This window comes from Shinella daejeonensis (assembly GCF_024281235.1).
Lineage (GTDB): Bacteria > Pseudomonadota > Alphaproteobacteria > Rhizobiales > Rhizobiaceae > Shinella > Shinella daejeonensis.
This window is the reverse complement of the sequence record NZ_JAHWXY010000001.1, coordinates 522,682-544,059: the sequence shown is the minus strand read 5'-3', so window position 1 is coordinate 544,059 and position 21,378 is coordinate 522,682. Positions and strand designations below refer to the sequence as shown.

The following is a 21,378-nucleotide window of genomic DNA, read 5'->3' as shown; positions in this document are numbered from 1 at the left end:
CTGCGGGGAAAATCCGCGAGGAACGCGAATGGTTCCTTGCTTATGGCCAGTTCACGGATCCGTGTAGCCCACCGGGCGGATATCGAGCGTGCGGCCGGCGGGGTTTTCCGCGAAGAGAAGTGCGCCGGCGGAGCGTGATTCCGCAGCCACGTAATCGAGCAGCACCTGGCTTTCCTCGATAGTGCGGCCGTTCTCGGCAAGGCGACCGATGATCATCACATTGGCAGCCGTGGTGGGTGCGCGATTTGAAATCTCGAACGGTACGCGATAGCCGCCGGCCACCGCTTCGCTCCGGCCTGCCGTAACAACAAGCTCCGGCGGCGTTTCTTGCCGGGTCACCGCTTCATAGGCGATCCAGCCGATCATTGCCGTGACGAGAAGAGCCGATATGCAGCCGGTCCGCCATTCGATCCAATGCGGATCGTGCCTTTCGCGATGGCGCCCCTCGGTGGTTCTGGTCATCGCAGCCTCACAGGATCAGCCGGGCGGCGGCGGCGCCGATCGCAGCGGGAAAGCCGAGGACGATCATGCAGGATAGCGTTTCCAGAGCGGAGCGGTCGTCGAGGCGTTCGAATATCCAGAGCGCGGCGAAGCTGACGGCCAGCGCCACCACGTAGCCCGGCAGGGTGAAACGGACGAATGCGTGCCAGGCCGGCGTTCCGGCGGAAAGTTCGTGCCCTCCGGTGAAGGAAACCGCATAGACGAAACCGTGCATGAGCGCCATCGACAGCAGGGCGACGGCCAGAATGTGCCAGAGCGTCATCTTGTACACGAGCACCATGATTTCGTCCGTCGGCGCGATGTTGAGCGACAGAAACAGCGCTCCGGTCGCCATCAGCAACAGTTCGCCGCCGTAGGAGGTCTCGATCTCGGTCTCGCCGCTGCCGTCTCCAGTGCGATTGGCAAGCTGGCTGCGGCCGAGCATCGCGCCGATGCTGGCCGGAGCGCTCTGGATGGCGATCTTGCCGACGATCTCATGGGCGGACATATGACCGGTGATCAGGCCGAGGGTGAGGAGAACGATGGCGCTTGCCGAAATGCCGATGCCATAGGCGACGATCGCGTCGCGGCCGGCTTCGCGCCAGGACGACACCCTTTCGAAGCCGATGCGGCGGGCGAGAAGGACGAGGAGCGGAAGGAGGGCGATCAGCAGGACGAGCAGGCGCTCGCGGGCGATGTAGAACCCGAGCGACCACATTTCCATCGTCATCAACATCGGAATGCCGAACAGCAACGCGCCCGCGCCGCCACGGCCAAGGCCGTTGATGAAGTGGCCGAGCCTGTCCGGCTGGCCTTTCGCCCGCCGGCAGTCCCCATCCGCAGCCTTACGCATCGTTTATCCCCCTCGAACGGGAAACAACGCGGCCCTGCGAACAAGGTTCCGTTCCGATGCCTTGCGTCTGCGGGCGGGCGGGGACCGGGGGCGTCCTGGCGGATAGCCCTCCGCGATCAGCTGTGGTCGGGCTTGCGAACCTTCGGCTTGTAGCCCGTGGCCGGCTTGGCCGGCTTGCCTTCCGTCTTGCCCTTGAAGGGCTTTTTCCCCGCAAAGGCCTTGGCGGGCTTGCCGGGGCGATCGCCGCCATCGACCGGTTCCTTGCCGAACCACGGCTTTGCCGGCCTTGAGGCCTCGCCGGGCTTGTCGAAATCGCGCTTGCGGTCGTTTCCGCCTTTCTTGCCGAATCCGCCCTCCGGCTTCCGGCCGGCTCGCGGGCCATCCTTTTCGTACGGGCGATGGGGCTTGCGGGGCGGGGCGTTGAGGTCCGGCTGACCATCGAGCCGGCTCACGCGGATGCCGCGCTCCAGCATGCTGTTGGGGCCGATGCTGAGGAAGAAGCCGTCGGCGGCGTCGGCGGAGAGTTCCACATAGGTCTCCTCCGGCTGCATCTTGATCGCGCCGATCTCGTTCTTGGTGATATTGCCGTTGCGGCAGAGAACGGGAATGAGCCAGCGCGGCTCGGCATTCTGCTTGCGTCCGACGGAAAGCGACAGCCAGACGCTGGGGCCGAAGGCTTCGCGCGGCGGCCGCGGCTCGCGCGGGAAGGTCTCTGCGTCATGGATGCGCTCACGCGGCTTGCGGGGCTCCAGCGATACCGGGATCAGCTCTTCCGGCGCGGAGCGGCCGGTCTTGAAGAAGCGGGTGACGGCGGCGGCCAGCTGGCGCGGCTCGAAGCGTTCGAGCAGGGCGTCGATGGTCGCCCCGTCGTCCTCGGCTTCTGCTTCGATCAGCATCGGGTCGGCCAGCAGCCTTTCGTCGTCGCGGCGCAGGATCTCCTCGGTGGAGGGGGGTGTCGCCCAGGTCGCCTTGAGGTTTGCGGCCTGCAACAGGCGCTCGGCGCGCCGGCGGGCGGGCAGCGGCACGATGAGGGCGCTCACGCCCTTCCGGCCCGCGCGGCCGGTGCGGCCGCTGCGATGCAGCAGCGTGTCGGGATTGGTCGGCAGATCGGCGTGGACGACGAGTTCGAGATGCGGCAGGTCGATGCCGCGCGCGGCGACGTCGGTGGCGATGCAGACCCGGGCGCGCCCGTCGCGCATCGCCTGAAGCGCATGGGTGCGTTCGTTCTGGCTGAGTTCGCCGGAAAGCGCCACGACGGAAAAGCCGCGATTGTTGAACCGGGCGGTCAGATGGTTCACGGCGGCGCGTGTCGAACAGAAGACGATGGCGTTGCGCGCTTCGTAGTAGCGCAGCACGTTGATGATGGCGTTTTCCCGGTCGGCCGGCGCGGCGACGAGGGCGCGATAGTCGATGTCGCCGTGCTGGTCTCGTTCGGCCGCCGTCGAAATGCGCAGCGCATCGCGCTGGTAATTGGCGGCGAGCGCCACGATCTCCTTCGGCACGGTGGCCGAGAACATCAGCGTACGGCGGTCTTCCGGCGCGGCCATGAGGATGAATTCCAGATCCTCGCGGAAACCGAGGTCGAGCATTTCATCGGCTTCGTCCAGTACGACGGCGCGCAGGTCCGAAAGATCGAGGCTGCCGCGCGTGATATGATCGCGCAGCCGGCCCGGCGTGCCGACGACGATATGCGCGCCGCGTTCGAGGGTGCGCCGCTCGGTGCGCATATCCATGCCGCCGACGCAGGAGGCCATGGTTGCGCCGGTCAGTTCGTAAAGCCATTCGAGTTCACGCTTGACCTGCAACGCCAGTTCCCGCGTCGGCGCGATCACCAGCGCAAGCGGGTTTGCAGCCCGTTCGAAGCGGCCGGCCTCGGGAAGCAGGGTTGAAGCGAGCGCCAGGCCGAAGGCCACCGTCTTTCCGGATCCCGTCTGGGCGGAAACCAGTGCGTCGGCCGAGCCGATCGACGGATCGGATACGGCAAGCTGCACTGGAGTGAGGGACGTATAGCCGCGTTTTTCCAACGCTTTTGCCATCGCCGGAACGAGGCCTTCGAAATTGCTCATCTGGAATCTTTCGGAATCGGTTGACGCGGCCTCCTTCGGGGTGACCGCGCTTCAGTCCGGCAGCCTGCCGGCTTCATTTGCGTGCTTCCTACTGCCGGTCGCCGGAAAAGTACAGTGCGCATTGCGCAGGGCAGGTATCGCGCATTGCGCAGGGCAGCTATCCGCGCATTGCACAGGGCCGGCTTTGCCGATTGTATTTTTGCGCTGCACAAGATAAAACGCCGCTGCCCGGAGGGACCGTTGCGCCGATCGCGGGGCGCGATCGTCGGGAGAGGGCAAGGAGAAACCGCCGATGCAGACCTTCACCACCATCGCGGACCTGCGCGCGGCGTTGACGCCGCACCGGCGCGGCGGCCGCAGCATCGGCCTGGTGCCGACGATGGGCTATCTGCATGTCGGCCATATGGAACTGGTGCGGCGCGCGCGCGCCGAAAACGACGTCGTGGTGGCGACGATCTTCGTCAATCCCCTGCAATTCGGCGCCAACGAGGATCTGGCGCGCTATCCGCGCGACCTGCCGCGCGATCAGGCGCTGCTGGAGGCCGGTGGGGTGGACTTTCTTTTCGCGCCCGGCGTCGGCGACATGTATCCGCGCCCGATGGAAACGGTGGTCGACGTGCCGGCGCTCGGCGCGAAGCTGGAAGGCTCCGTGCGTCCGGGCCATTTCGCCGGCGTTGCGACCGTCGTCAGCAAGCTGTTCAACATCGCGCAGCCAGACCGCGCCTATTTCGGCGAGAAGGATTACCAGCAGCTCGCCATCATCCGGCGGATGGCGGAGGATCTCGCCCAGCCCGTGACCGTCGTCGGGGTGGCGACGGTGCGCGAGGCCGACGGGCTCGCCTGCTCTTCCCGCAATGTCTATCTTTCGCCCGACGAGCGCGCCGCCGCTTCCATCGTGCCGCGGGCGCTCGATGAGGCGGAGCGGCTGATCGCCGCCGGTGAGACCGATCCGCGCCGCGTCGAGGCGGCCGTTACCGCCTTCATCCGCGCCGAGCCGCTGGCCGATCCGGAGGTGGTGGCGCTGTGCGATCCCGATACGCTGTCCGAAATCCCGTGCGTCGGCGACCGGCCGGCGCTGCTGTTGCTCTTCGTCCGTTTCGGCGGCACGCGTCTTCTTGACAACCGGGTGATCGGCCCGCAACCCACGACAACCGCGAAGGTGGCTTGAGATGAGTGTACACACAGCCAAACGCCGGCTTGCCCCGACCGACATCACGGCGCTCAAGGGCGAGCGGCCGATCGTCAGCCTCACCGCCTATACGACGCCGATCGCCAAGCTGCTCGATCCGCATGTGGATTTCATGCTGGTCGGCGATTCGCTCGGCATGGTGCTTTACGGCCTCGATTCCACGGTCGGCGTAACGATCGAGATGATGATCGCCCATGGTCAGGCCGTCATGCGGGGGTCGTCCCACGCCTGCGTGGTGGTCGACCTGCCGTTCGGATCCTACCAGGAATCCCGGGAACTCGCGTTCCGCAGCGCCGCCCGCGTGCTCAAGGAGACGGGGTGCAGCGCGATCAAGCTGGAAGGCGGCGCGGAAATGGCCGAGACGGTGCATTTCCTGACGCAGCGCGGCATTCCGGTCCTCGGTCATGTCGGATTGATGCCGCAGCTCATCAATACGACCGGTGGCTATCGCTCGCTCGGCCGGAGCGACAAGGAGGCCGACAAGATCCGCCGCGACGCCGTGGCGCTCGACGAGGCCGGCGCTTTCGCCATCGTCATCGAGGGAACGGTCGAGCCGCTGGCGAAGGAAATCACGGGCACGATCAAGACGCCGACCATCGGGATCGGCGCATCGCCGGCCTGCGACGGGCAGGTTCTGGTGATCGACGACGTGCTCGGCATCTTCACCGATTTCAAGCCGCGCTTCGTGAAGCGTTTCGCCAATCTCGCGCCGGAAATCAGCGAGGCGGTCGCGACATATGCGGAAGAGGTCAAGGCCCGCAGCTTCCCCGGGCCGGAGCATACGTTCCAGCCGCACAAGGGGTGAGGCTTCAAGGCATGGGCCGACCGGAGCCGGACGGATCAGTGTCCCTGATCCATCCATCAAGCCAATTGGATTGTGGTGGGCCGGGGCCTGCTCTATGGCTGTGACCGTTCACCATAGGGCGTATCGATGTCTTCGGAAAGATCAGCGGAAATTCGCGATGCGTTGCGGCGCGGTCTGGCCGTGGCCGTTTCGGCCGGGCCTTTCGCCGTATTGTTCGGGGCGGTCGCGGTCGACAACGGGCTGACCATCGCCGAAGCGACGCTGATGAGCGCCATCGTCTATGCCGGGGCAAGCCAGCTCGTCGGCGTCGAACTGTTCAACCATAATGTCGCGCCCTGGCTGATCATTCTTTCGATCTTCGCGGTGAATTTTCGCCATGTGCTCTATTCGGCGGCCATCGCCCGTCATATCCGGCATTTCACGCTCGGCCAGAAGCTTGCCGGTTTCTTCCTGCTGATCGATCCGCTTTTCGCCGAGGCGGAGCGGCGCGGCGAAAGCGGCGTGCGGGTCAGTTTCGTCTGGTACATGACGCTCGGCATCAGCGTCTATCTGCCTTGGCTGCTCCTGACGGTTCTCGGCGGAGTGCTCGGGAACCTGATCGGCGATCCCAGGGCCATCGGTATCGACGTGTTGCTGCCGATCTATTTCATGGGGCTGGTCCTCGGCTTCCGCAGCCGCGCGAATTTCCTGCCGGTGGTGTTCGCCTCCGGCGTCGGCTCGGTGGCGGCGCTGCATTTCGTCGGCTCGCCCTGGCATGTGAGCCTGGGCGCGCTCGCCGGCATTACGGTCGCCGCGCTGCTGCCGACGGATGGCGGCGAGGCGGAGGAGCCCGTCGGCCTGCCCGTGAAAGGGGAGGCGTGACGATGGAGACGCTGTTTCGTCCCGATATGGTATGGCTCATCGTCTGTGCCGCGCTTGCCACCTATGCGACGCGGTTCGGCGGCTATGTGCTGATCACCCGCATGAAGCGCATTCCGCCGCGCATGGAAGCAGCGCTCAGCGCCGTGCCTGCCGCCGTCCTGACGACGCTCGTCGTCCCGGCCGCCGTGACGGGCGGGATCGATATGGCCTTCGCCATCCTTGTCGCCCTCGTCGCCGGCATGCGCACCGGCACCATGGCGATGCTGGCGATCGGCTGGGTGGCGGTGATGGTCTTCCGGCAGTTCGTCACCGGCTGACCGGCGCGGTCGCGGCGTCCAGCCAGGCTCGCGTTTCCGCCGAAGCGAGAAGAGGCGAAATCTTCTCCCGGGTTTCGGCGTGATAGGCGTTGAGCCAGTCCAGTTCCTCTTGCGTCAGCAGGTCCGTCAGGATGAGACGGCGGTCGATGGGGCAGAAGGTCAGCGTTTCGAAGCCGAGCATGGCGATGTCGCCACCCTCGACTGGGGCGGCCGGCAGGACATGGACGAGATTTTCGATGCGGATACCGAAGCTGCCGGGCCGATAGTAGCCGGGCTCGTTGGAAAGGATCATGCCGGCGAGCAATTCCTGCGTCGACAGGCGGGAAATGCGCTGCGGCCCCTCGTGCACCGAAAGGTAGGACCCGACCCCGTGGCCGGTGCCATGGGCGAAATCGACGCCTGCCTTCCACAGCGCGATGCGGGCGAGGGGATCGAGATCGCAGCCGCGCGTGCCCTTCGGAAAACGGGCGACGCTGATGGCGATCATTCCCTTGAGGACGAGCGTGAAGAAGCGTTTCTGCTCTTCCGGCACCGTGCCGATGGCGACGGTGCGGGTGATATCCGTCGTGCCGTTGATATATTGCGCACCCGAATCGATCAGGAACAGCGTGCCGGTTTCAAGTCGCGCGTCGCTGGCCGTCGTCACCCGGTAATGCATGATCGCGGCATGGGCGCCCGCGCCGGCGATCGTGTCGAAGGAAACGTCCCTGAGCGGGTTCTGCATCCGCTCGCCGACCTCGCGGCGCAGGTCCTCCAGCTTTTTCGTGACCGCGATCTCCGTCTGGGAGCCGGGTTCCGTGCCGTCGAGCCAGGCCAGGAATTCGACCATCGCCGCGCCGTCCTGAAGATGGGCGCGGGCGGAGCCTTCCAGCTCGACGGCGTTCTTGCAGGCGCGCGGCAGGCGGGCGGGGTCGGCTCCCTCGACGGGTGTTCCGCCCTTGCGGCGGATCGCCTCGGCAAGCGCGAAGGGTGCGTGGTCGGGGTCGATCAGGATGCGGCGTCCCGCCTCGGCGAGGGCGGCGATCTCGCCGTCGAAGCGGGCGGGCGGCAGCATGTCGGAAAACTGCGTCAGATAGGCTTCCTGCTCGATGCCGGTCTTGCGCTTGTCGAGGAAAATTTGCGGGCGGCCCTCGGCGGGAAGGATGGCGCGGGCAAGCGGATGCGGGGTGTGCGGCACGTCGCTGCCGCGGATATTGAAGATCCAGGCAATCGAGGAGGGATCGGTGACCGCGAGCGCATCGGCGCCGGCCGCCCGCGTGGCTTCGGCCATCCGGGCAAGCTTGTCGCCGGCAAGCTCTCCGGCATGGTCGACCGTCTGGATGGCGATGGCGCCGAGCGGTTCGGCCGGCCGGCCGGTCCAGAGGCGGTCGAGCGGATTGTGGGGCAGGAAAACGAGCGCGCCGTCGACGGCGGCCAGCGCCTTTTCCAGCCGCCGCACTTCCGCGCCCGTATGCAGCCACGGATCGATGCCGAGCCGAAAATCCTTCGGCGCGTGTTTCGGCAGCCAGAGGTGCGGCGGTTCGTCGACAAGGTCGCCGCCGGTGAAAACGCTGCCGTCCACCTGTTCGGCAAGCTGCGTGACATAACGGCCATCGACGAAAACGACCGCCTGATCGCGCGTCACCAGCGCGATGCCGGCCGATCCGGTGAAGCCGGTGAGCCAGGCGAGCCGCTCGGCCGATGCCGGCACGTATTCGCCCTGATATTCATCGGCGCGGGGCACCAGAAAGCCGTCGATGCCGAGGCCGTCGAAGGTGGCGCGGAGAGCATCGGCGCGCTCGCGGCCGAACCGGGACGTGGAGGTGACGTCGAAACTCTGGAACATGGGGGAAACTTCCGGGGGACTGGTGAATCTTGCCGGCAATCTATCGCATCGGTGCGGGCGAGGAAACGCCCGCGCAGGGGAATAGCGGCCCGCAGTCGCGTCGCAAGACGGGTTCTCCGCCGGCGTTTTCAGGGGAAGGACTGCCCCGTCCGTCGCTGATGCCGGACGTATGCATTCATTGCATGGCTCCCATGCCCGAAAAATGCTGTCCCTTCGGCGCGAATCCTTTATAAGGCCCTCATCGAAGCGAACGCGAGATGCGCTTCAAGAAAAAGAGATGGAAAGTCAACGCTTTACATCTTGCTTGGAAGATCTCGCAGACGTGGAGAAAAAGCTAGGCATTCCGATCAGGCGTCTTGCCGGTCACTCCTCCTCCCTCCTCCGGGAAGACGTTCGGAATGCATAGGCCCGCTTGAGCACTCCTCCTCCTCAGCTCGCGGGCAAGGCCGGGTTTCCGGTCCGAAGGCGGTGCCTCTGGCACCGCCTTTCTTTTTTGTTCCCGCTCAGTTGCGATCGAGGTGAATGGTGACCCAGCCGTCGCGCCAGATCGTGCGCACATGGCGCAGGCCCGCGCCGTTATAGGCGGCGAGCACCTTCCAGCGCTGTTCGGCGAGAATGCCCGACAGGATGACGTGGCCGCCCGGCGCAAGTTCGGCGGCCAGCCGGGGAGCCATGCGCATCAGGGGCCGGGCGAGGATATTGGCGATGATCAGATCGAACGGTCCGTGCCGGCGGAAGGCCGTGGAATGGAAACCCGGCGCGGTCTCGAGCGTGATATCCGAGGTGATGCCGTTGAGGCGGACGTTCTCGCGGGCGACCTTCGTGGCGACCGGATCGATATCGGTCGCCAGCACGCGGACGGGCGCGAACTTGCGCGCGGCGATCGCCAGAACGCCGCTGCCGGTGCCGAGATCGAGCACGCGCCGGATCTTGCGCGAGCGCAGAACGCCGGCGATCATTTCGAGACAGCCGGCCGTCGTGCCGTGATGACCGGTGCCAAAGGCCTGTCCGGCGTCGATCTCGATGGCGATCTCGCCGGCCCGCACGGCGCCGCGGTCATGCGAGCCGTGCACCACGAAGCGTCCGGCCCGTACCGGTTTCAGCCCTTCGAGCGACAGCGCGATCCAGTCGACGTCCGGCAGCACCTCGCGCTCGATCGAAAGGCCGGGGAAGGGGGCGGCGAGCAGGGCGGCGAACCGTTCGCCTATCGCCTCCGCCTCGCTCGTCATCAGGTAGACCGAGGCTTCCCAGACGTCGTTCTTCTCGTCGACCTCCATGGTGGCGATGGCGTAGCCCTCTTCCTCGAAGGCATCCGTCAGAAGATCGAGAATCGCCCCGGCATCCTTTTCGGTCGTCGAGGTATAGAGGCGGATTTCGCTCACGGTGGCGGTCCCTGTTGCGCTGGCGTCCGCCTAGCACGGCGGGTGGCCCGCGGTCAAAGCCGGGCGGGCCGTCCTGCGCGGGTTCCGGCGTTCCTGCCGGTTGCGCTATTTTTCGGAGAGATTGGCGAGCTTCTGCTCGGCGACCTCGGCATTTTCGCCATAGGCGATCGTGCCGCGGAACCGCCCTTGCGAATCGAGCAGGAAGACCGATGCGGTGTGATCCATCGTGTAGTCGCCGTCGGGCTTCTTCTCGTCGAGCGGCACCTTGCGGTAATAGACGCGGAACCCCTTGGCCATGGCGAGAACGTCCTGCGGCGCGCCGGAAATGGCGGTGATGCGCTTGGAGACGTTTCCGACGTATTGGCCGACGATCTCCGGCGTGTCGCGCTCGGGATCCACGGTCACGAAATAGGCCTGGAGCTTCGAGCCGTCGGGATCGACCTTGTTGAGCCAGCCGTCCAGCTCGAACAGCGTGGTCGGGCAGACTTCCGGGCAATGGGTGAAGCCGAAGAACAGGGCGGACGGCTTGCCGGTGAACGCCTTTTCGGTGATCGGTGATCCATCCTGGGCCACAAGCTGGAAAGGCACGCCGAAGGGGCCTTCGGCCGTCGCCTGGTTCGAGCGGGTCATTTCCAGCGTCAGCCAGCCGAGAAGGGCCGCGACGAGGGCAACGGCGATCCAGAGGGTGAGGCGTACGGTTTTCATGGCTATCCTTCGGAAATGCGGCAGGCCTTCACCCGTCAGGCTTTACGTCGGCCTGTCAGGCTTTGCCGGCGCCACGCTGCGGGCTGCCTGTTCCATAGGCTTTTTGCAAGGACCGGAAAAGGCGCCAATTGCCGCAAGCACGGCATTACAGGCACCAGGCAAGACCGGATTCGGCAAGGCTGAGGAAGATCGCGGACCCGTGCTCGATCCAGCCGGAAAAGGCGGCCGCGAGAAGCGCGCCGCCGGCGCCCGCGGCAAGCAGGGCGAGGGAAAGCAGGGCAAGCGATGGGCCGGTTCTGTTCATGCCGTCACTATAGCGTCGAAAGCCGGGAATGAAAATGCCCGCCGGCGGGTGCGGCGGTGCCGGGCCAAAGGGCTCCGGCAGCGGCGATCGCCAGCTTTAGCGGCCTTTCCTCAGGCTTTGTTAATGTATCTTTGGCACGGTTCATCAAAATTCATGCATCCGGGAAGAGTTCCAGTTATGTCCAATGCCATCAAGCAGTCCGGCGACTATCTCGAGATCGTCTCCTTTCACCTTGCGGACCAGGAGTTCTGCATCGACATCATGGCCATCCGGGAAATCCGCGGATGGGCCCCCGTGACGCCGATGCCGCACACGCCGTCCTACGTGCTCGGTCTCATCAACCTGCGCGGTGCGGTCATCCCGGTCATCGACATGGCCTGCCGGCTCGGCATGAAGATGACGGAGCCGTCGGAACGGTCGGCGATCATCGTCACCGACATCGCCGGAAAGCTCGTGGGGCTTCTGGTCGAGCAGGTCTCGGACATGATGACCATTCGCGCCGAGGACCTGCAACCGCCGCCGGAGATCATTCCCGAAGCCCAGCGCGCCTTCTGCCGCGGCATCGTTGCACTGGAGAAGTCGATGGTCTGCTTCCTCAATCTGGATACCGTCATCGCGGACGAACTCGCCCAGGCCGCCTGACGATCGGGCTCTTCCTGATGCGTGAACCGCCGGCTTCAGGCGGTTCACGTCAACGTGATGGAAGATTACCATGTGGTAACAATCGGCAGTTTCCGTAAATTTATGGGAACCGTCCGGGCTTGTCGTCGTTTTTCCATTGCTTTCCGCACCTGGAAACCAATGGAGATTGTCATGAACAAGATGGTTACACTCGTCGTTTCGTCGATGCTTGCGGTTTCTCCGCTGGCCGGCGTGGCCTACGCGCAGGAAACCATGCCCGCCGATACGATGAGCACCGGCGCGATTTCGACCGACAGCATCCGCGTCGTGAACATCGGTTCGATGGAAGGCGACAGCAATCTGAGCGCCGACCTCAACCGCCTCCAGAGCAAGATGAACACGCCCGGCGAGGTGGAAAAGACCCAGGCCGAACTCGCCAATGATCCGGCTCTGGAAGCAGCGCTTGCCGCGCAGAACGTCCAGCTCCAGAATGTCGTCGACATCCAGTCCGCCGCCGACGGCAGCCGGATCGTCTACGTCAAGTAATGGTCTTCTCGAGGATTCATTCCGGAACGCGCCCCGGCCCGTTGATGGCCGGGGCGTCTTCTGGAGCACCCCATGAAACCTCATGGGGACGGCTGGCCGGTTCTTTTGGTCGCCTGCTGCGCCGTCAATCCTCGCCGATACCTCTGGCATCGACTGCGGTTGCCGCCTTGCGGACGCAGGAGAATCCCTCGGCCATCCTCCGCCCGGAGGTTTTATCAGGTGCTCTTATTCCGGCTTGCCGTTCTTCCAGGTGACCGCTTCACCGTAGAGCGGCACGGTCGAGATCGACATTTTCGCGGAACCTTCGGTGACCTGCCGCGAATGGGCGAGATAGATGAGCGTATCGTTCTTGCGATCGTAGATGCGGGTGACCACCAGGGACTTCCAGATCAGCGACAGGCCGGACTTGAAGACCTCCTCTCCGCCTTTCCCCAGATCGATATCGCCGACCGTCACCGGCCCCCTCTGCCGGCAGGCGATCGCGTTGTTCGAGGGATCCTCGAACCAGTTGCCCTTCTTCAGCCGGTCGATGACGCTGCGGTCGAAATAGGTGATGTGGCAGGTGACGCCCTCGACCTCGGGATCGGTGACCGCGTCGACATAGATGTCGTTGCCGATCCAGTCGACGCCGACCTTGCCCACGGTCTCGGCGGCGGCGGGCAGGGCGGAGAAGACAGCCATGAGAACGGCGATCGGCGTCAGGCGTTTCGCCCGGTTCGTTTTCTGCGACATGCGGATCTCCTTGTTCGCTTGCCAGGGCCTTGAGCATTCAACAAAACCGCGCGGGGATCCGGTTCAGGTCTCGCGCCAGACGGTTCCCAGAAGACGCAGCCAGTTTTCGCGGCACAGTTTCGCCAGATCCTGCTCGTCATATCCGGCAGCGGCAAGCGCCTGGACGAGCGCCTGATTGCCCGCCGCGTCGCCGATTGCCGCCGGGATCGTCGCGCCGTCGAAGTCGGAACCGATCGCCACGCAATCGATGCCCATCCGTTCGACCATATAGTCGATGTGGCGCACCATGTCGGAAAGCGGCGTGTCGGCGTTTTCGAGACCGTCGGGACGCAACATGGTGGTGGCGTAGTTGAGGCCGGCGACGCCCTTGCGTTCGCGGATGGCGTCGAGTTGCCGGTCGGTGAGGTTGCGCGAGATCGGCGTCAGGGCATGGGCGTTGGAATGGGTGGCGACGAGCGGCGCGGTGCTGGTCCGGGCCACATCCCAGAAGCCCTGTTCGGTGATATGGGAAAGGTCGATCATCACGCCCAGCCGGTCGCAGGCCCTGACCAGTTCGAAACCGGCGTCGGTGAGGCCGGGGCCGGTGTCGGGCGAGGAGGGAAAGGCGAAGGGCACGCCGTGGCCGAACCGGTTGTGCCGGCTCCAGACCGGTCCGAGCGAGCGCAACCCGGCGGCATGAAGCGTTTCCAGCGTGGCGAGATTGTCGGAAAGCGGCTCGCAGCCTTCGATGTGGAGCACGGCGGCAAAGCGGCCGGCCGCCATCGCGGCGCGGATCTCGGCGGTCGAACGGCAGATCGAGAGCGCCCCGGCGCGTTCCAGCCGGAAGGCGATGGCGGCCATTTCCAGCGCCGTGTCGAGGGCTGCGGCCTGATCCAGCGGCCCGACCATGGGAATGTCATAATGGCCGTTCTCGTCGACGACGCGGGGCGGATAGCCGCCGGGGGTCGCGACATAGATGGCGCAGAAGCCGCCGGCAAGCCCGCCCTTGCGCGCGCGCGGCGCGTCGATATGGCCCTTGCCGGTTCCCTCGACGAATTCGGCAACCGGGTCCGCGCCTTCGCGCGCATGATCCCAAAGCCTTGAAAGAACATCGTTATGGCCATCGAAAATCAGTTGCATCCGCCACTCCGGGGCAAGGGTTGAGAGCCGTCTGCGCCGGATTCCGGCGGCGGTCACGGACAAGGGTAGAGCCGATTCCACCACGCCTCGCAAGGCGCGTGGTAGCGGTCGCGGGTCTCATGCGGCGAAGGCAGGCCTGCCGCCGATCCAGGTGGCGGCGACCGAGAGGCTTGCATCCAGCGCGGCGAAATCGGCGTCGTGACCATGGGTCAGCCGTCCCTTGCGGCCGGTCATGCCGATGGCTTCGGCGGGATAGAGCGAGGCCATGCGCAAGGCTTCGTCGAGATCGAGACCGACGTGCCGGTGCATGAAGCGCACGCAGGCCATCATGTCGGTATCCGCGCCGGCGAGCGTTCCGTCGGCAAGCGTCAGCCGCCCGTCCTTGCGGAAGATTTCGCGGCCGTTAAGGCGGAAGCCGGTCATGTCGGTACCGAGCGGCGCCATGGCGTCGGTGACGAGGAAGATGCGGCCGGGCCCGCGCTTGGCGCGCAGCGCCACGCCGATGGCGGCGGGATCGACATGATATCCGTCGGCGATCAGGCCGGCATGGACATGGCCGAGATCCAGCACCGCGCCGACCAGTCCGGGCTCGCGATGGGAAAGCGGGCTCATGGCGTTGAAAAGATGGGTCGCCATCCGCGCGCCGGCCTCGATCGCCGCGGCGGCGGTGGCGTAGCCGGTGTCCGAATGGCCGAGGCTGACGATGACGCCGGCGGCGGCCAGAGCGGCGATCTGTTCATTGGTGACGTTTTCGGGTGCAAGCGTCATGAGCAGAACATCGAGTTGCGCGCAGGCGGCGACGGTCCGGTCGAGATCGGCCTGCTCCATCGGCCGGATGAATTGCGGATCATGGGCTCCCTTGCGGGCAAGCGACAGATGCGGCCCTTCCAGATGAAGCCCGAGAAAGCCCGGGACGCCGGAGCGACGGGCCTTCACGCCGGCGTCGATGGCGGCTTCGGTGACGTCGGGCGTGTCGGTGATCAGCGTCGGCAACAGCGCCGTGGTGCCGAAGCGGGCATGGGCGGCGCAAATGGCGCGGATGCCGTCGATGTCGGGGCGCTCGTTGAGCAGCACGCCGCCGCCGCCGTTGACCTGGAGATCGATGAAGCCGGGAACGAGCGAAAGCCCGGCCATGGCCACCGTCCGGGCGGCCGCCGGCACCTCACGCTCGCCGACGATGCCGGCGATCCTGCCGTCTTCGAACAGGAGGGCGCTGTCGTCGTGCCAGAGGTCGCCGTCGAAGATCCGGGCTCCGGTAATGGCGGTTAGGGCGTTCATCGGGTTTCCGTCACTTTCTTGAGATTGACCGGCTTGTCGGGATCAAGGCCGCGGCTGCGCGACCAGGATTCCACGAAGCCGTAGAAGGGAACGATCAGGGCCAGCGCGTCGGTGAGCGGGTGGCCGGTCGCCACGTAAGGCAGGCCGGCTGCGCGTTTTGCGCCATCGGCGGTGACGCAGGCGAAGGCGCCGCGTCCGGCGATCTCGTCGGCCATGGCGCGCACCGAAGCCTCGGCGGCGTCGCGCGCGGCAAGGGCGATGACCGGAAAAGCGGGGCCGACCAGCGCGACCGGGCCATGCAGCACCTCCGCCGACGAATAGGCCTCGGCGTGCATGCCGCAGGTTTCCTTGAACTTCAGCGCCGCCTCGCTGGCGATGGCGAGCGCCGGCCCGCGCCCGAGGACATAGAGCGATTGCGCGCCGGCCAGTCCCTCGGACAGGTTGCTCCAGTCGAGCGCGACGGCGCGGGCAAGGTGATCGGGAAGCGCTGCGACGGCGCGCGTCAGCGCGCTGTCGCCGGTCCATTCCGCCAGGATGGCGAGACCGGCGACGATGGAGTTCACATAGGACTTGGTCGCCGCGACGCTGATCTCCGGTCCGGCGTTCAGGTCGAGCGCGTGGGTGCAGGCGCTCGAAAGCGGCGAGGGGAGCGTATTGGTGAGCGCGATGGAAAGCGCGCCGCCCGCCGTGGCGCTTTCGGCCAGGGCGACGATGTCCGGGCTTTTCCCGGATTGCGAGATGGCGATCGCCGCGCCGCCCTCCAGTTTCAGGGGGGCGCCGTAAATGGACGCAAGCGACGGGCCGAGCGCGGCGACCGGCCGGCCGGCGGTCAGCGCGATGGCGTATCTCAGGAAGAGGGCGGCATGATCGGACGATCCGCGCGCCACGGTGACCAGGAAGCGCGGGTCATGCCTGCGTAATGCGCGGCCGGTGCCGGCGATGGCATCCGAGGCATTGGCCAGCAAGCGGGCGGCCGCCTCGGGAATCTCATCGATTTCACGGCGCATATCGGTCTGCATGATTTGCCTTTCGTCGGTTGGCGGCGTCCGTTGGCCGTCACGGGCCGGAGAGCGTCAGTTCGGCGACGAAGTCGTAGGCGTCGCCACGGTAGACCGAACGGGTGAACTCCACCACCCGGCCGGAACGAAGGTAGGAGACCCGTTCGATGGACAGACCGGCCGCGCCGACCGGAACATCCAGGATGGAGGCGTCGGGGTCCTTCATGTTGTAGGCGGAGATGCGCTGGACGGCGCGTACCGGCCGGCAGCCACGGCGCTCCAGCGTCGCATAGAGCGAACCCGTCACCTCCAGCGGGTCGGGCAGGAATTCCGCGGAGATACAGGCGCGTTCGATGGCGAGCGGCATGTCGCCGGCGATGCGCAGGCGCCCCAGCCGGGCGACCAGCGCGTCCGCCGGCAGGCCGAGCATCATCATCTCGTCCGGGGAGGGATGGCAGAGGTCGCGGTCGAGCCAGCGCGCGCGGGTGGCAAGGCCGCGTCGCGCCATGTCCTCGGTGAAGGAAGTGAGACGCGAGAGGGATTGCTCCACCTTGGCCACCGGCTTGACGACGAAGGTCCCCGACCCCTGGCGGCGCACCAGCAGTCCGTCCTTCACAAGGTCGTCGACAGCCTTGCGTACCGTGACGCGGCTGATATTGGCATAGCCGGCGAGATCGCGTTCGGGTGGCAGGGCGTCGCCATGATTGAGCTTTCCGGAACTGATCGCATCTTCCAGCGCCTGGCGCAGCTTGAGATAGAGCGGCCCGGGGCCGCCGGCCTGAAGGCTTTGCGGCGAGAGGATCGCCGCGAGCGTCCCGGTCATGCCTGTTCCCCCGTCCTGGCCTGCTTCCCCATCCGGTCGCGGAGGTGGCTGGCGGCCAGCGCCACGGCGCCGGCCAACGCATCGGCTTCGGGCTCGACAAGGATCGACCGATGCCGTTGTGCAAGCCATGGCGGATAGAGCGGCGCGAGGCCGCCGAGCAGGCAGAGACGCGGCGCGCCGCTCAGCGTCGCGATGGCGTCGAGCGATTCGTTGACCGCTGCGGCAGCCGCCTCGATGAGGGCGAGCGCGCAGGCGTCGCCCTTTCCGGCGTGCTCGAAGACCAGCGGCGCGAAGCGGCCGAAATCGCCGGGCTTCGACAGGCGGGCGAATTCGACGATGTGGCGCGGATCGTGCCGGAATTCCGCAAGTACGGCTTCGGTCGCGCTGCCTGGCGGATGGACGCGATCATGGGCCAGCAGCGCTTCCTGCAACAGGGCATGACCAAGCCGCGCGCCGCCGCCGAGATCGCCGACGACGAAACCCCAGCCGCCAACATAACGGGTGACGCCCTTGAGGCGGCCCATATAGATGGAGCCGGTGCCGAGGATCGCCACGGCTCCGTCGCCATCGCCGAGTGCGCCCTGCAAGGCGATCAGGCCGTCGGAATCGATATCCGTATGCCGGAAGGGCAGCCGGTCGCGCACATATCGGGTCAGGTCGCCGACATTGGTCCCGGCAAGGCCGAGGAAGGCCGAGGCGTCGGCGACGCCGTCCTCGTCGAGCCCGGCGTCGCGGAAGGCGGCGCGTGCGGCCTCGGTGATGGAGACGATGGCGCTGTTGGGGTCCGTCAGGATATTGGCCGCACCACTGCGCCCGCGCCCGAGGACGACGCCTTGCCGGTCGGCGACCGCCGCGCGGCAACTGGTGCCGCCACCATCGATGCCGAGGATGTGATGAGCCATGAGAACCTCCGGCGCTGACGATACCAAAAAAATACCAATAACCAAGAGGAAAGCTGACGGGCAATGCGGGCGAACCGTAGCCTGTTGATTAATAAAGATTAAAATATTTCGTATTGGGAAAATGAAACCGAAAGTTAATTTGCGGTAGACAATTGGTCTTTTTTTGGCATTAATTTATCCAAGGAGGAGCGAGGATGGCCACAGGCGAGACCGAGGGCAGGCACCGGAGCGCGGCGGGACTGGACGAGCTTCGCCCGGTCGACGTGCTGAAGGTGCTGGCAGACGCCCAGAAGGCGGCCGCGGCGGTGGTCGATGCAGCCCTTGCGGATATCGCGACGGCTGCGCGGCTTGCGGCGGACGCGCTTTCGGCGGGCGGGCGCCTCGTCTATGCCGGCGCCGGCAGTTCGGGCCTGATGGCAATGGCGGATGCGCTTGAGCTTCCCGGGACCTATGGTATCGCGCGCGAACGTATCGTTATCCTGCTTGCTGGCGGCATGGCGAGCCTTGAGGATCTGGCCGGCGGCTTCGAGGACGATCGGGCGCAAGGGGCGGCGGACGCCGAAGCGGCGGCGATCGGCGCGAAGGATTGCGTTGTCGTCGTCTCGGCCAGCGGTTCGACACCCTATGCGGTGGCGGTCGCCGAATATGGCCGGGCAAGAGGCGCGCGTCTTGTGGCGCTTGCCAATAACCCCGGCGCGCCGCTGTTTTCGGGCGCGGACGCGTCCATTGTGCTGGCGACGCCGCCGGAGGTGGTTTCCGGCTCGACGCGCATGGGGGCGGGCACGGCGCAGAAGATCGCCCTCAATCTGTTTTCCACGCTTGTCGGCATTCATCTCGGCCATGTCCATGACGGGCATATGGTCAATCTCAAGGCGGATAATATCAAGCTGAGGGGGCGGGCGGCGCGCATCGTCTCCGATATCGCCGGCGTCGATTTCGACGAGGCGGAACGCCTGCTTGCGCGCTCCGGCGGTTCGGTCAAGACGGCGGTGCTGCTGGCGGCGGGTGCGGCGGATTCGCGCGCTGCGGCGGCGGCGCTCGAACGGTCGGGGCAGAGCTTGCGCCGGGCCCTCGAAACATTCGGATAGGACGAACTCGATCGCGCATGCGCGCAAAAAAGGGGAGAAAGACATGACACGCAGCACAATCAGGGGCCTGCTTCTTGCCACGAGCGTTCTCGCCATGGCCGGAGCGGCGCAGGCCGAGGACGTGACGCTGACCGTCGAAAGCTGGCGCAACGACGACCTTTCCATCTGGCAGGAGAAGATCATTCCGGCCTTCGAGGCGAAGAACCCGGGCATCAAGGTGGTGTTCTCGCCATCGGCTCCGACCGAGTATAACGCCGCCCTGAACGCCAAGCTCGACGCGGGGTCGGCGGGCGACCTCATCACCTGCCGCCCCTTCGACGCCTCTCTGGAACTCTACAACAAGGGGCATCTGACCAGCCTCAACGATCTGCCGGGCATGGAGAACTTCTCCGATGTCGCCCGGTCCGCCTGGACGACGGACGATGGCGCGACCACCTTCTGCGTGCCGATGGCCTCGGTCATTCACGGCTTCATCTACAACAAGGACATCTTCGACGAACTGGGACTTGCGCCGCCGGCGACGGAAGACGAGTTCTTCGCGCTTCTCGACAAGATCAAGGCCGACGGCAATTACATCCCGATGGCCATGGGCACCAAGGACCTCTGGGAAGCCGCGACCATGGGTTACCAGAATATCGGCCCGACCTACTGGAAGGGCGAGGAGGGCCGCAAGGCGCTGATCGCCGGCACGCAGAAGCTGACGGATGAGGGCTGGGTCGAGCCGTTCCGCGTTCTCGCCAAGTGGAAGGACTATCTCGGCGATGGCTTCGAGGCGCAGACCTATCCCGACAGCCAGAACCTGTTCTCGCTCGGCCGCGCGGCGATCTTCCCGGCCGGATCCTGGGAAATCGGCCTGTTCAATACCCAGGCCCAGTTCAACATGGGCGCATTCCCGCCGCCGGTGAAGACGGCGGGCGACACCTGCTATATCTCCGACCACAACGATATCGGCATCGGCCTCAACGCCAAGAGCGCCAATGCGGATGCGGCGAAGACGTTCCTGTCCTTCGTGGCGTCGCCGGAATTCGCCGACATCTACGCCAATTCGCTGCCGGGCTTCTTCAGCCTGAACTCGACGGCGGTGAAGATGGAGGATCCGCTGGCGCAGGAGTTCGTCTCCTGGCGTGAAAAGTGCCAGCCGACGATCCGTTCGACCTACCAGATCCTGTCGCGCGGAACGCCGAATCTGGAAAACGAGACCTGGACGGAATCGGCCAACGTCATCAACGGCATCGATACGCCGGAAGAGGCGGCCAAGAAGCTCCAGGACGGACTCGACAGCTGGTACAAGCCGGCTGAGTAAGGCAAGCTCCTTGCCGTCTTTCGGCAGGCGCTTCCTTCGCCTGTCATCCTCCTCCCCGCCGGGGAGGAGGGCTGAAGCGGCCGCCCCGGCATAATCTTGCAGGCCGAGGTTCGCATGGACGGTCGCGGGCCGCGCGTACCGCGCGCGTTGCCATGGGCGACAGGCATGGGCGACAGGCAGGAACGGCAGGCATTGATGGACCGGACGGAGCAAGCAGGGCCATGAGCGACGCAACCCTCTTTCAGGATGCAGCCGGCGTGGCGAGACGGCCTCGCCGCTGGCATATCGCGGTGTTCCTGCTGCCGGCCGTTCTCGTCTATACGGCGGTGATGATCCTGCCGCTCGTCGAGACGCTGCGCCTGTCGCTGTTCAATACGGTGGACGGCCAGTCGACCTTCGTCGGCCTGGGCAACTTCAAGGTGCTGTTCGGGGATGCCCGCTGGGCTGCGGACTTCTGGAATGCGCTGAAGAACAACTTCATCTTCTTCGCCATCCACATGCTGGTGCAGAACCCGATCGGCGTGGCGCTCGCCGCCATGCTGTCGACACCGAAGCTGCGGTTTTCCGCCGTCTACCGCACCGCGATCTTCCTGCCGACGCTCCTGTCCTTCGTGATCGTCGGTTTCATCTGGAAGCTGATCCTCTCGCCGATCTGGGGCGTCTCGCCCTATCTGATGGATCTGGTCGGGCTGAAATCATTGTTTTCCCCCTGGCTCGGCAAGCCGGATTCGGCGCTGATCGCCGTGTCGCTGATCTCCGTGTGGCAATATGTGGGCATTCCGATGATGCTGATCTATGCCGCATTGCTCAACATTCCCGACGAGGTGATCGAGGCGGCCGAATGCGACGGCGTCACCGGCTGGAGCCAGTTCTGGAAGATCAAGCTGCCGCTGGTCCTGCCGGCCATCGGCATCATCTCGATCCTGACCTTCGTCGGCAATTTCAACGCCTTCGACCTCGTCTACACCGTGCAGGGCGCGCTTGCCGGGCCGGACAAGTCGACCGACATCCTCGGCACGCTGCTCTATCGCACCTTCTTCGGCTTCCAGCTCCAGCTCGGCGACCGCTCGATGGGCGCGACCATCGCCACGGTGATGTTCCTGATCATCCTCGCCGGCGTCGCCTTCTATCTCTTCGTCGTGCAGCGGCGTATCCGCCGCTACCAGTTCTGAGCCGGGAGA

The 21,378-nt window shown here is 65.7% G+C and carries 22 protein-coding genes; 9 read left to right on the top strand and 13 right to left on the bottom strand.

Going from position 1 to position 21,378, the window contains the following annotated elements; all coding sequences use genetic code 11:
• Positions 1-51: 51 nt before the first annotated feature.
• The 3 genes from KYK29_RS02610 to KYK29_RS02600 form a co-directional block, all read right to left on the bottom strand.
• Entirely contained in the window at positions 52-462 is a 411-nt protein-coding gene (locus KYK29_RS02610; protein ID WP_254689286.1) for a TIGR02588 family protein, read from the bottom strand.
• A 7-nt stretch (positions 463-469) separates the two neighbouring features.
• Positions 470-1,333 carry a TIGR02587 family membrane protein gene (locus KYK29_RS02605; RefSeq protein ID WP_254689285.1) on the bottom strand — a complete coding sequence of 288 codons (864 nt, stop codon included), beginning with the start codon at positions 1,331-1,333 and terminating at the stop codon, positions 470-472.
• Between the two features lie 116 nt (positions 1,334-1,449).
• Positions 1,450-3,399, bottom strand: coding sequence for a DEAD/DEAH box helicase (locus KYK29_RS02600; RefSeq protein ID WP_254689284.1), 1,950 nt, complete (start codon positions 3,397-3,399; stop codon positions 1,450-1,452).
• A gap of 292 nt (positions 3,400-3,691) precedes the next feature.
• Between KYK29_RS02600 and panC the strand changes: the two genes are divergently transcribed.
• The 4 genes from panC (at position 3,692) to KYK29_RS02580 (ending at position 6,571) form a co-directional block, all read left to right on the top strand.
• On the top strand, positions 3,692-4,567 hold the full coding sequence (gene panC, locus KYK29_RS02595) for a pantoate--beta-alanine ligase (RefSeq protein ID WP_254689283.1): 876 nt from the start codon (positions 3,692-3,694) through the stop codon (positions 4,565-4,567).
• A 1-nt stretch (position 4,568) separates the two neighbouring features.
• Positions 4,569-5,393 (top strand): 3-methyl-2-oxobutanoate hydroxymethyltransferase, encoded by an 825-nt coding sequence (panB, locus tag KYK29_RS02590; protein WP_254689282.1) that lies wholly within the window; start codon positions 4,569-4,571, stop codon positions 5,391-5,393.
• A gap of 126 nt (positions 5,394-5,519) precedes the next feature.
• A complete protein-coding gene (locus KYK29_RS02585) occupies positions 5,520-6,254 on the top strand; it encodes an AzlC family ABC transporter permease (RefSeq protein WP_254689281.1) in 735 nt (244 codons plus the stop codon).
• 2 nt (positions 6,255-6,256) lie between these two features.
• Entirely contained in the window at positions 6,257-6,571 is a 315-nt protein-coding gene (locus KYK29_RS02580) for an AzlD family protein (protein WP_254689280.1), read from the top strand.
• Here the strand turns inward: KYK29_RS02580 and KYK29_RS02575 are convergent.
• The 4 genes from KYK29_RS02575 to KYK29_RS02560 all read right to left on the bottom strand — a co-directional run bounded on the left by KYK29_RS02575 (position 6,561) and on the right by KYK29_RS02560 (position 10,787).
• Positions 6,561-8,396: an aminopeptidase P family protein gene (locus KYK29_RS02575; RefSeq protein ID WP_254689279.1), complete on the bottom strand. Its 1,836-nt coding sequence runs from the start codon at positions 8,394-8,396 to the stop codon at positions 6,561-6,563. The genes KYK29_RS02580 and KYK29_RS02575 overlap by 11 nt on opposite strands.
• 503 nt (positions 8,397-8,899) lie before the next feature.
• Positions 8,900-9,778, bottom strand: coding sequence for a 50S ribosomal protein L11 methyltransferase (locus KYK29_RS02570; protein ID WP_254689278.1), 879 nt, complete (start codon positions 9,776-9,778; stop codon positions 8,900-8,902).
• A gap of 105 nt (positions 9,779-9,883) precedes the next feature.
• Positions 9,884-10,483: an SCO family protein gene (locus KYK29_RS02565; protein WP_254689277.1), complete on the bottom strand. Its 600-nt coding sequence runs from the start codon at positions 10,481-10,483 to the stop codon at positions 9,884-9,886.
• A 145-nt stretch (positions 10,484-10,628) separates the two neighbouring features.
• Positions 10,629-10,787, bottom strand: coding sequence for a hypothetical protein (locus tag KYK29_RS02560; protein WP_254689276.1), 159 nt, complete (start codon positions 10,785-10,787; stop codon positions 10,629-10,631).
• Between the two features lie 177 nt (positions 10,788-10,964).
• Here KYK29_RS02560 and KYK29_RS02555 point away from each other — a divergent pair, with 177 nt between their 5' ends.
• Positions 10,965-11,429 (top strand): chemotaxis protein CheW, encoded by a 465-nt coding sequence (locus KYK29_RS02555; protein WP_254689275.1) that lies wholly within the window; start codon positions 10,965-10,967, stop codon positions 11,427-11,429.
• 171 nt (positions 11,430-11,600) lie between these two features.
• A complete protein-coding gene (locus tag KYK29_RS02550) occupies positions 11,601-11,954 on the top strand; it encodes a hypothetical protein (RefSeq protein WP_254689274.1) in 354 nt (117 codons plus the stop codon).
• A 225-nt stretch (positions 11,955-12,179) separates the two neighbouring features.
• On the opposite strand, the gene KYK29_RS02545 is transcribed toward KYK29_RS02550, so the two are convergent.
• The 6 genes from KYK29_RS02545 to KYK29_RS02520 form a co-directional block, all read right to left on the bottom strand.
• On the bottom strand, positions 12,180-12,635 hold the full coding sequence (locus KYK29_RS02545) for a CreA family protein (RefSeq protein WP_254690060.1): 456 nt from the start codon (positions 12,633-12,635) through the stop codon (positions 12,180-12,182).
• Between the two features lie 114 nt (positions 12,636-12,749).
• On the bottom strand, positions 12,750-13,805 hold the full coding sequence (locus KYK29_RS02540) for a dipeptidase (RefSeq protein WP_254689273.1): 1,056 nt from the start codon (positions 13,803-13,805) through the stop codon (positions 12,750-12,752).
• A 117-nt stretch (positions 13,806-13,922) separates the two neighbouring features.
• Entirely contained in the window at positions 13,923-15,083 is a 1,161-nt protein-coding gene (nagA, locus tag KYK29_RS02535) for an N-acetylglucosamine-6-phosphate deacetylase (RefSeq protein ID WP_254689272.1), read from the bottom strand.
• A complete protein-coding gene (locus tag KYK29_RS02530) occupies positions 15,080-16,102 on the bottom strand; it encodes an SIS domain-containing protein (RefSeq protein ID WP_254689271.1) in 1,023 nt (340 codons plus the stop codon). Before KYK29_RS02530 ends, nagA begins: the two co-directional genes overlap by 4 nt.
• A gap of 37 nt (positions 16,103-16,139) precedes the next feature.
• A complete protein-coding gene (locus tag KYK29_RS02525) occupies positions 16,140-16,904 on the bottom strand; it encodes a GntR family transcriptional regulator (protein WP_254689270.1) in 765 nt (254 codons plus the stop codon).
• Positions 16,901-17,806, bottom strand: a complete 906-nt coding sequence (locus KYK29_RS02520) for a glucosamine kinase nucleotide-binding domain-containing protein (RefSeq protein WP_254689269.1) — start codon at positions 17,804-17,806, stop codon at positions 16,901-16,903. Before KYK29_RS02520 ends, KYK29_RS02525 begins: the two co-directional genes overlap by 4 nt.
• A gap of 194 nt (positions 17,807-18,000) precedes the next feature.
• Between KYK29_RS02520 and KYK29_RS02515 the strand changes: the two genes are divergently transcribed.
• From KYK29_RS02515 to KYK29_RS02505, 3 genes are all read left to right on the top strand, one after another.
• Positions 18,001-18,894, top strand: coding sequence for an N-acetylmuramic acid 6-phosphate etherase (locus KYK29_RS02515; RefSeq protein ID WP_254689268.1), 894 nt, complete (start codon positions 18,001-18,003; stop codon positions 18,892-18,894).
• 43 nt (positions 18,895-18,937) lie between these two features.
• Entirely contained in the window at positions 18,938-20,197 is a 1,260-nt protein-coding gene (locus KYK29_RS02510; protein ID WP_254689267.1) for an ABC transporter substrate-binding protein, read from the top strand.
• A gap of 221 nt (positions 20,198-20,418) precedes the next feature.
• The gene (locus tag KYK29_RS02505) at positions 20,419-21,369 is read left to right on the top strand and encodes a carbohydrate ABC transporter permease (RefSeq protein ID WP_254689266.1); all 951 of its coding nucleotides are present in this window, start codon (positions 20,419-20,421) and stop codon (positions 21,367-21,369) included.
• Positions 21,370-21,378: the final 9 nt, after the last annotated feature.

Excerpts from the sequence above, each read along its gene's own strand:
- KYK29_RS02610 (WP_254689286.1), bottom strand. The coding sequence starts at position 462 with ATGACCAGAACCACCGAGGGGCGCCATCGCGAAAGGCACGATCCGCAT.
- KYK29_RS02560 (WP_254689276.1), bottom strand. The coding sequence starts at position 10,787 with ATGAACAGAACCGGCCCATCGCTTGCCCTGCTTTCCCTCGCCCTGCTT.
- KYK29_RS02515 (WP_254689268.1), top strand. The coding sequence starts at position 18,001 with ATGGCCACAGGCGAGACCGAGGGCAGGCACCGGAGCGCGGCGGGACTG.
- KYK29_RS02575 (WP_254689279.1), bottom strand. The coding sequence starts at position 8,396 with ATGTTCCAGAGTTTCGACGTCACCTCCACGTCCCGGTTCGGCCGCGAG.
- KYK29_RS02505 (WP_254689266.1), top strand. The coding sequence starts at position 20,419 with ATGAGCGACGCAACCCTCTTTCAGGATGCAGCCGGCGTGGCGAGACGG.
- KYK29_RS02520 (WP_254689269.1), bottom strand. The coding sequence starts at position 17,806 with ATGGCTCATCACATCCTCGGCATCGATGGTGGCGGCACCAGTTGCCGC.
- KYK29_RS02510 (WP_254689267.1), top strand. The coding sequence starts at position 18,938 with ATGACACGCAGCACAATCAGGGGCCTGCTTCTTGCCACGAGCGTTCTC.
- KYK29_RS02540 (WP_254689273.1), bottom strand. The coding sequence starts at position 13,805 with ATGCAACTGATTTTCGATGGCCATAACGATGTTCTTTCAAGGCTTTGG.
- KYK29_RS02600 (WP_254689284.1), bottom strand. The coding sequence starts at position 3,399 with ATGAGCAATTTCGAAGGCCTCGTTCCGGCGATGGCAAAAGCGTTGGAA.
- KYK29_RS02580 (WP_254689280.1), top strand. The coding sequence starts at position 6,257 with ATGGAGACGCTGTTTCGTCCCGATATGGTATGGCTCATCGTCTGTGCC.
- KYK29_RS02550 (WP_254689274.1), top strand. The coding sequence starts at position 11,601 with ATGAACAAGATGGTTACACTCGTCGTTTCGTCGATGCTTGCGGTTTCT.
- KYK29_RS02545 (WP_254690060.1), bottom strand. The coding sequence starts at position 12,635 with ATGGCTGTCTTCTCCGCCCTGCCCGCCGCCGCCGAGACCGTGGGCAAG.
- KYK29_RS02585 (WP_254689281.1), top strand. The coding sequence starts at position 5,520 with ATGTCTTCGGAAAGATCAGCGGAAATTCGCGATGCGTTGCGGCGCGGT.
- KYK29_RS02565 (WP_254689277.1), bottom strand. The coding sequence starts at position 10,483 with ATGAAAACCGTACGCCTCACCCTCTGGATCGCCGTTGCCCTCGTCGCG.
- KYK29_RS02525 (WP_254689270.1), bottom strand. The coding sequence starts at position 16,904 with ATGACCGGGACGCTCGCGGCGATCCTCTCGCCGCAAAGCCTTCAGGCC.
- panC (WP_254689283.1), top strand. The coding sequence starts at position 3,692 with ATGCAGACCTTCACCACCATCGCGGACCTGCGCGCGGCGTTGACGCCG.
- panB (WP_254689282.1), top strand. The coding sequence starts at position 4,569 with ATGAGTGTACACACAGCCAAACGCCGGCTTGCCCCGACCGACATCACG.
- KYK29_RS02605 (WP_254689285.1), bottom strand. The coding sequence starts at position 1,333 with ATGCGTAAGGCTGCGGATGGGGACTGCCGGCGGGCGAAAGGCCAGCCG.
- KYK29_RS02530 (WP_254689271.1), bottom strand. The coding sequence starts at position 16,102 with ATGCAGACCGATATGCGCCGTGAAATCGATGAGATTCCCGAGGCGGCC.
- nagA (WP_254689272.1), bottom strand. The coding sequence starts at position 15,083 with ATGAACGCCCTAACCGCCATTACCGGAGCCCGGATCTTCGACGGCGAC.
- KYK29_RS02555 (WP_254689275.1), top strand. The coding sequence starts at position 10,965 with ATGTCCAATGCCATCAAGCAGTCCGGCGACTATCTCGAGATCGTCTCC.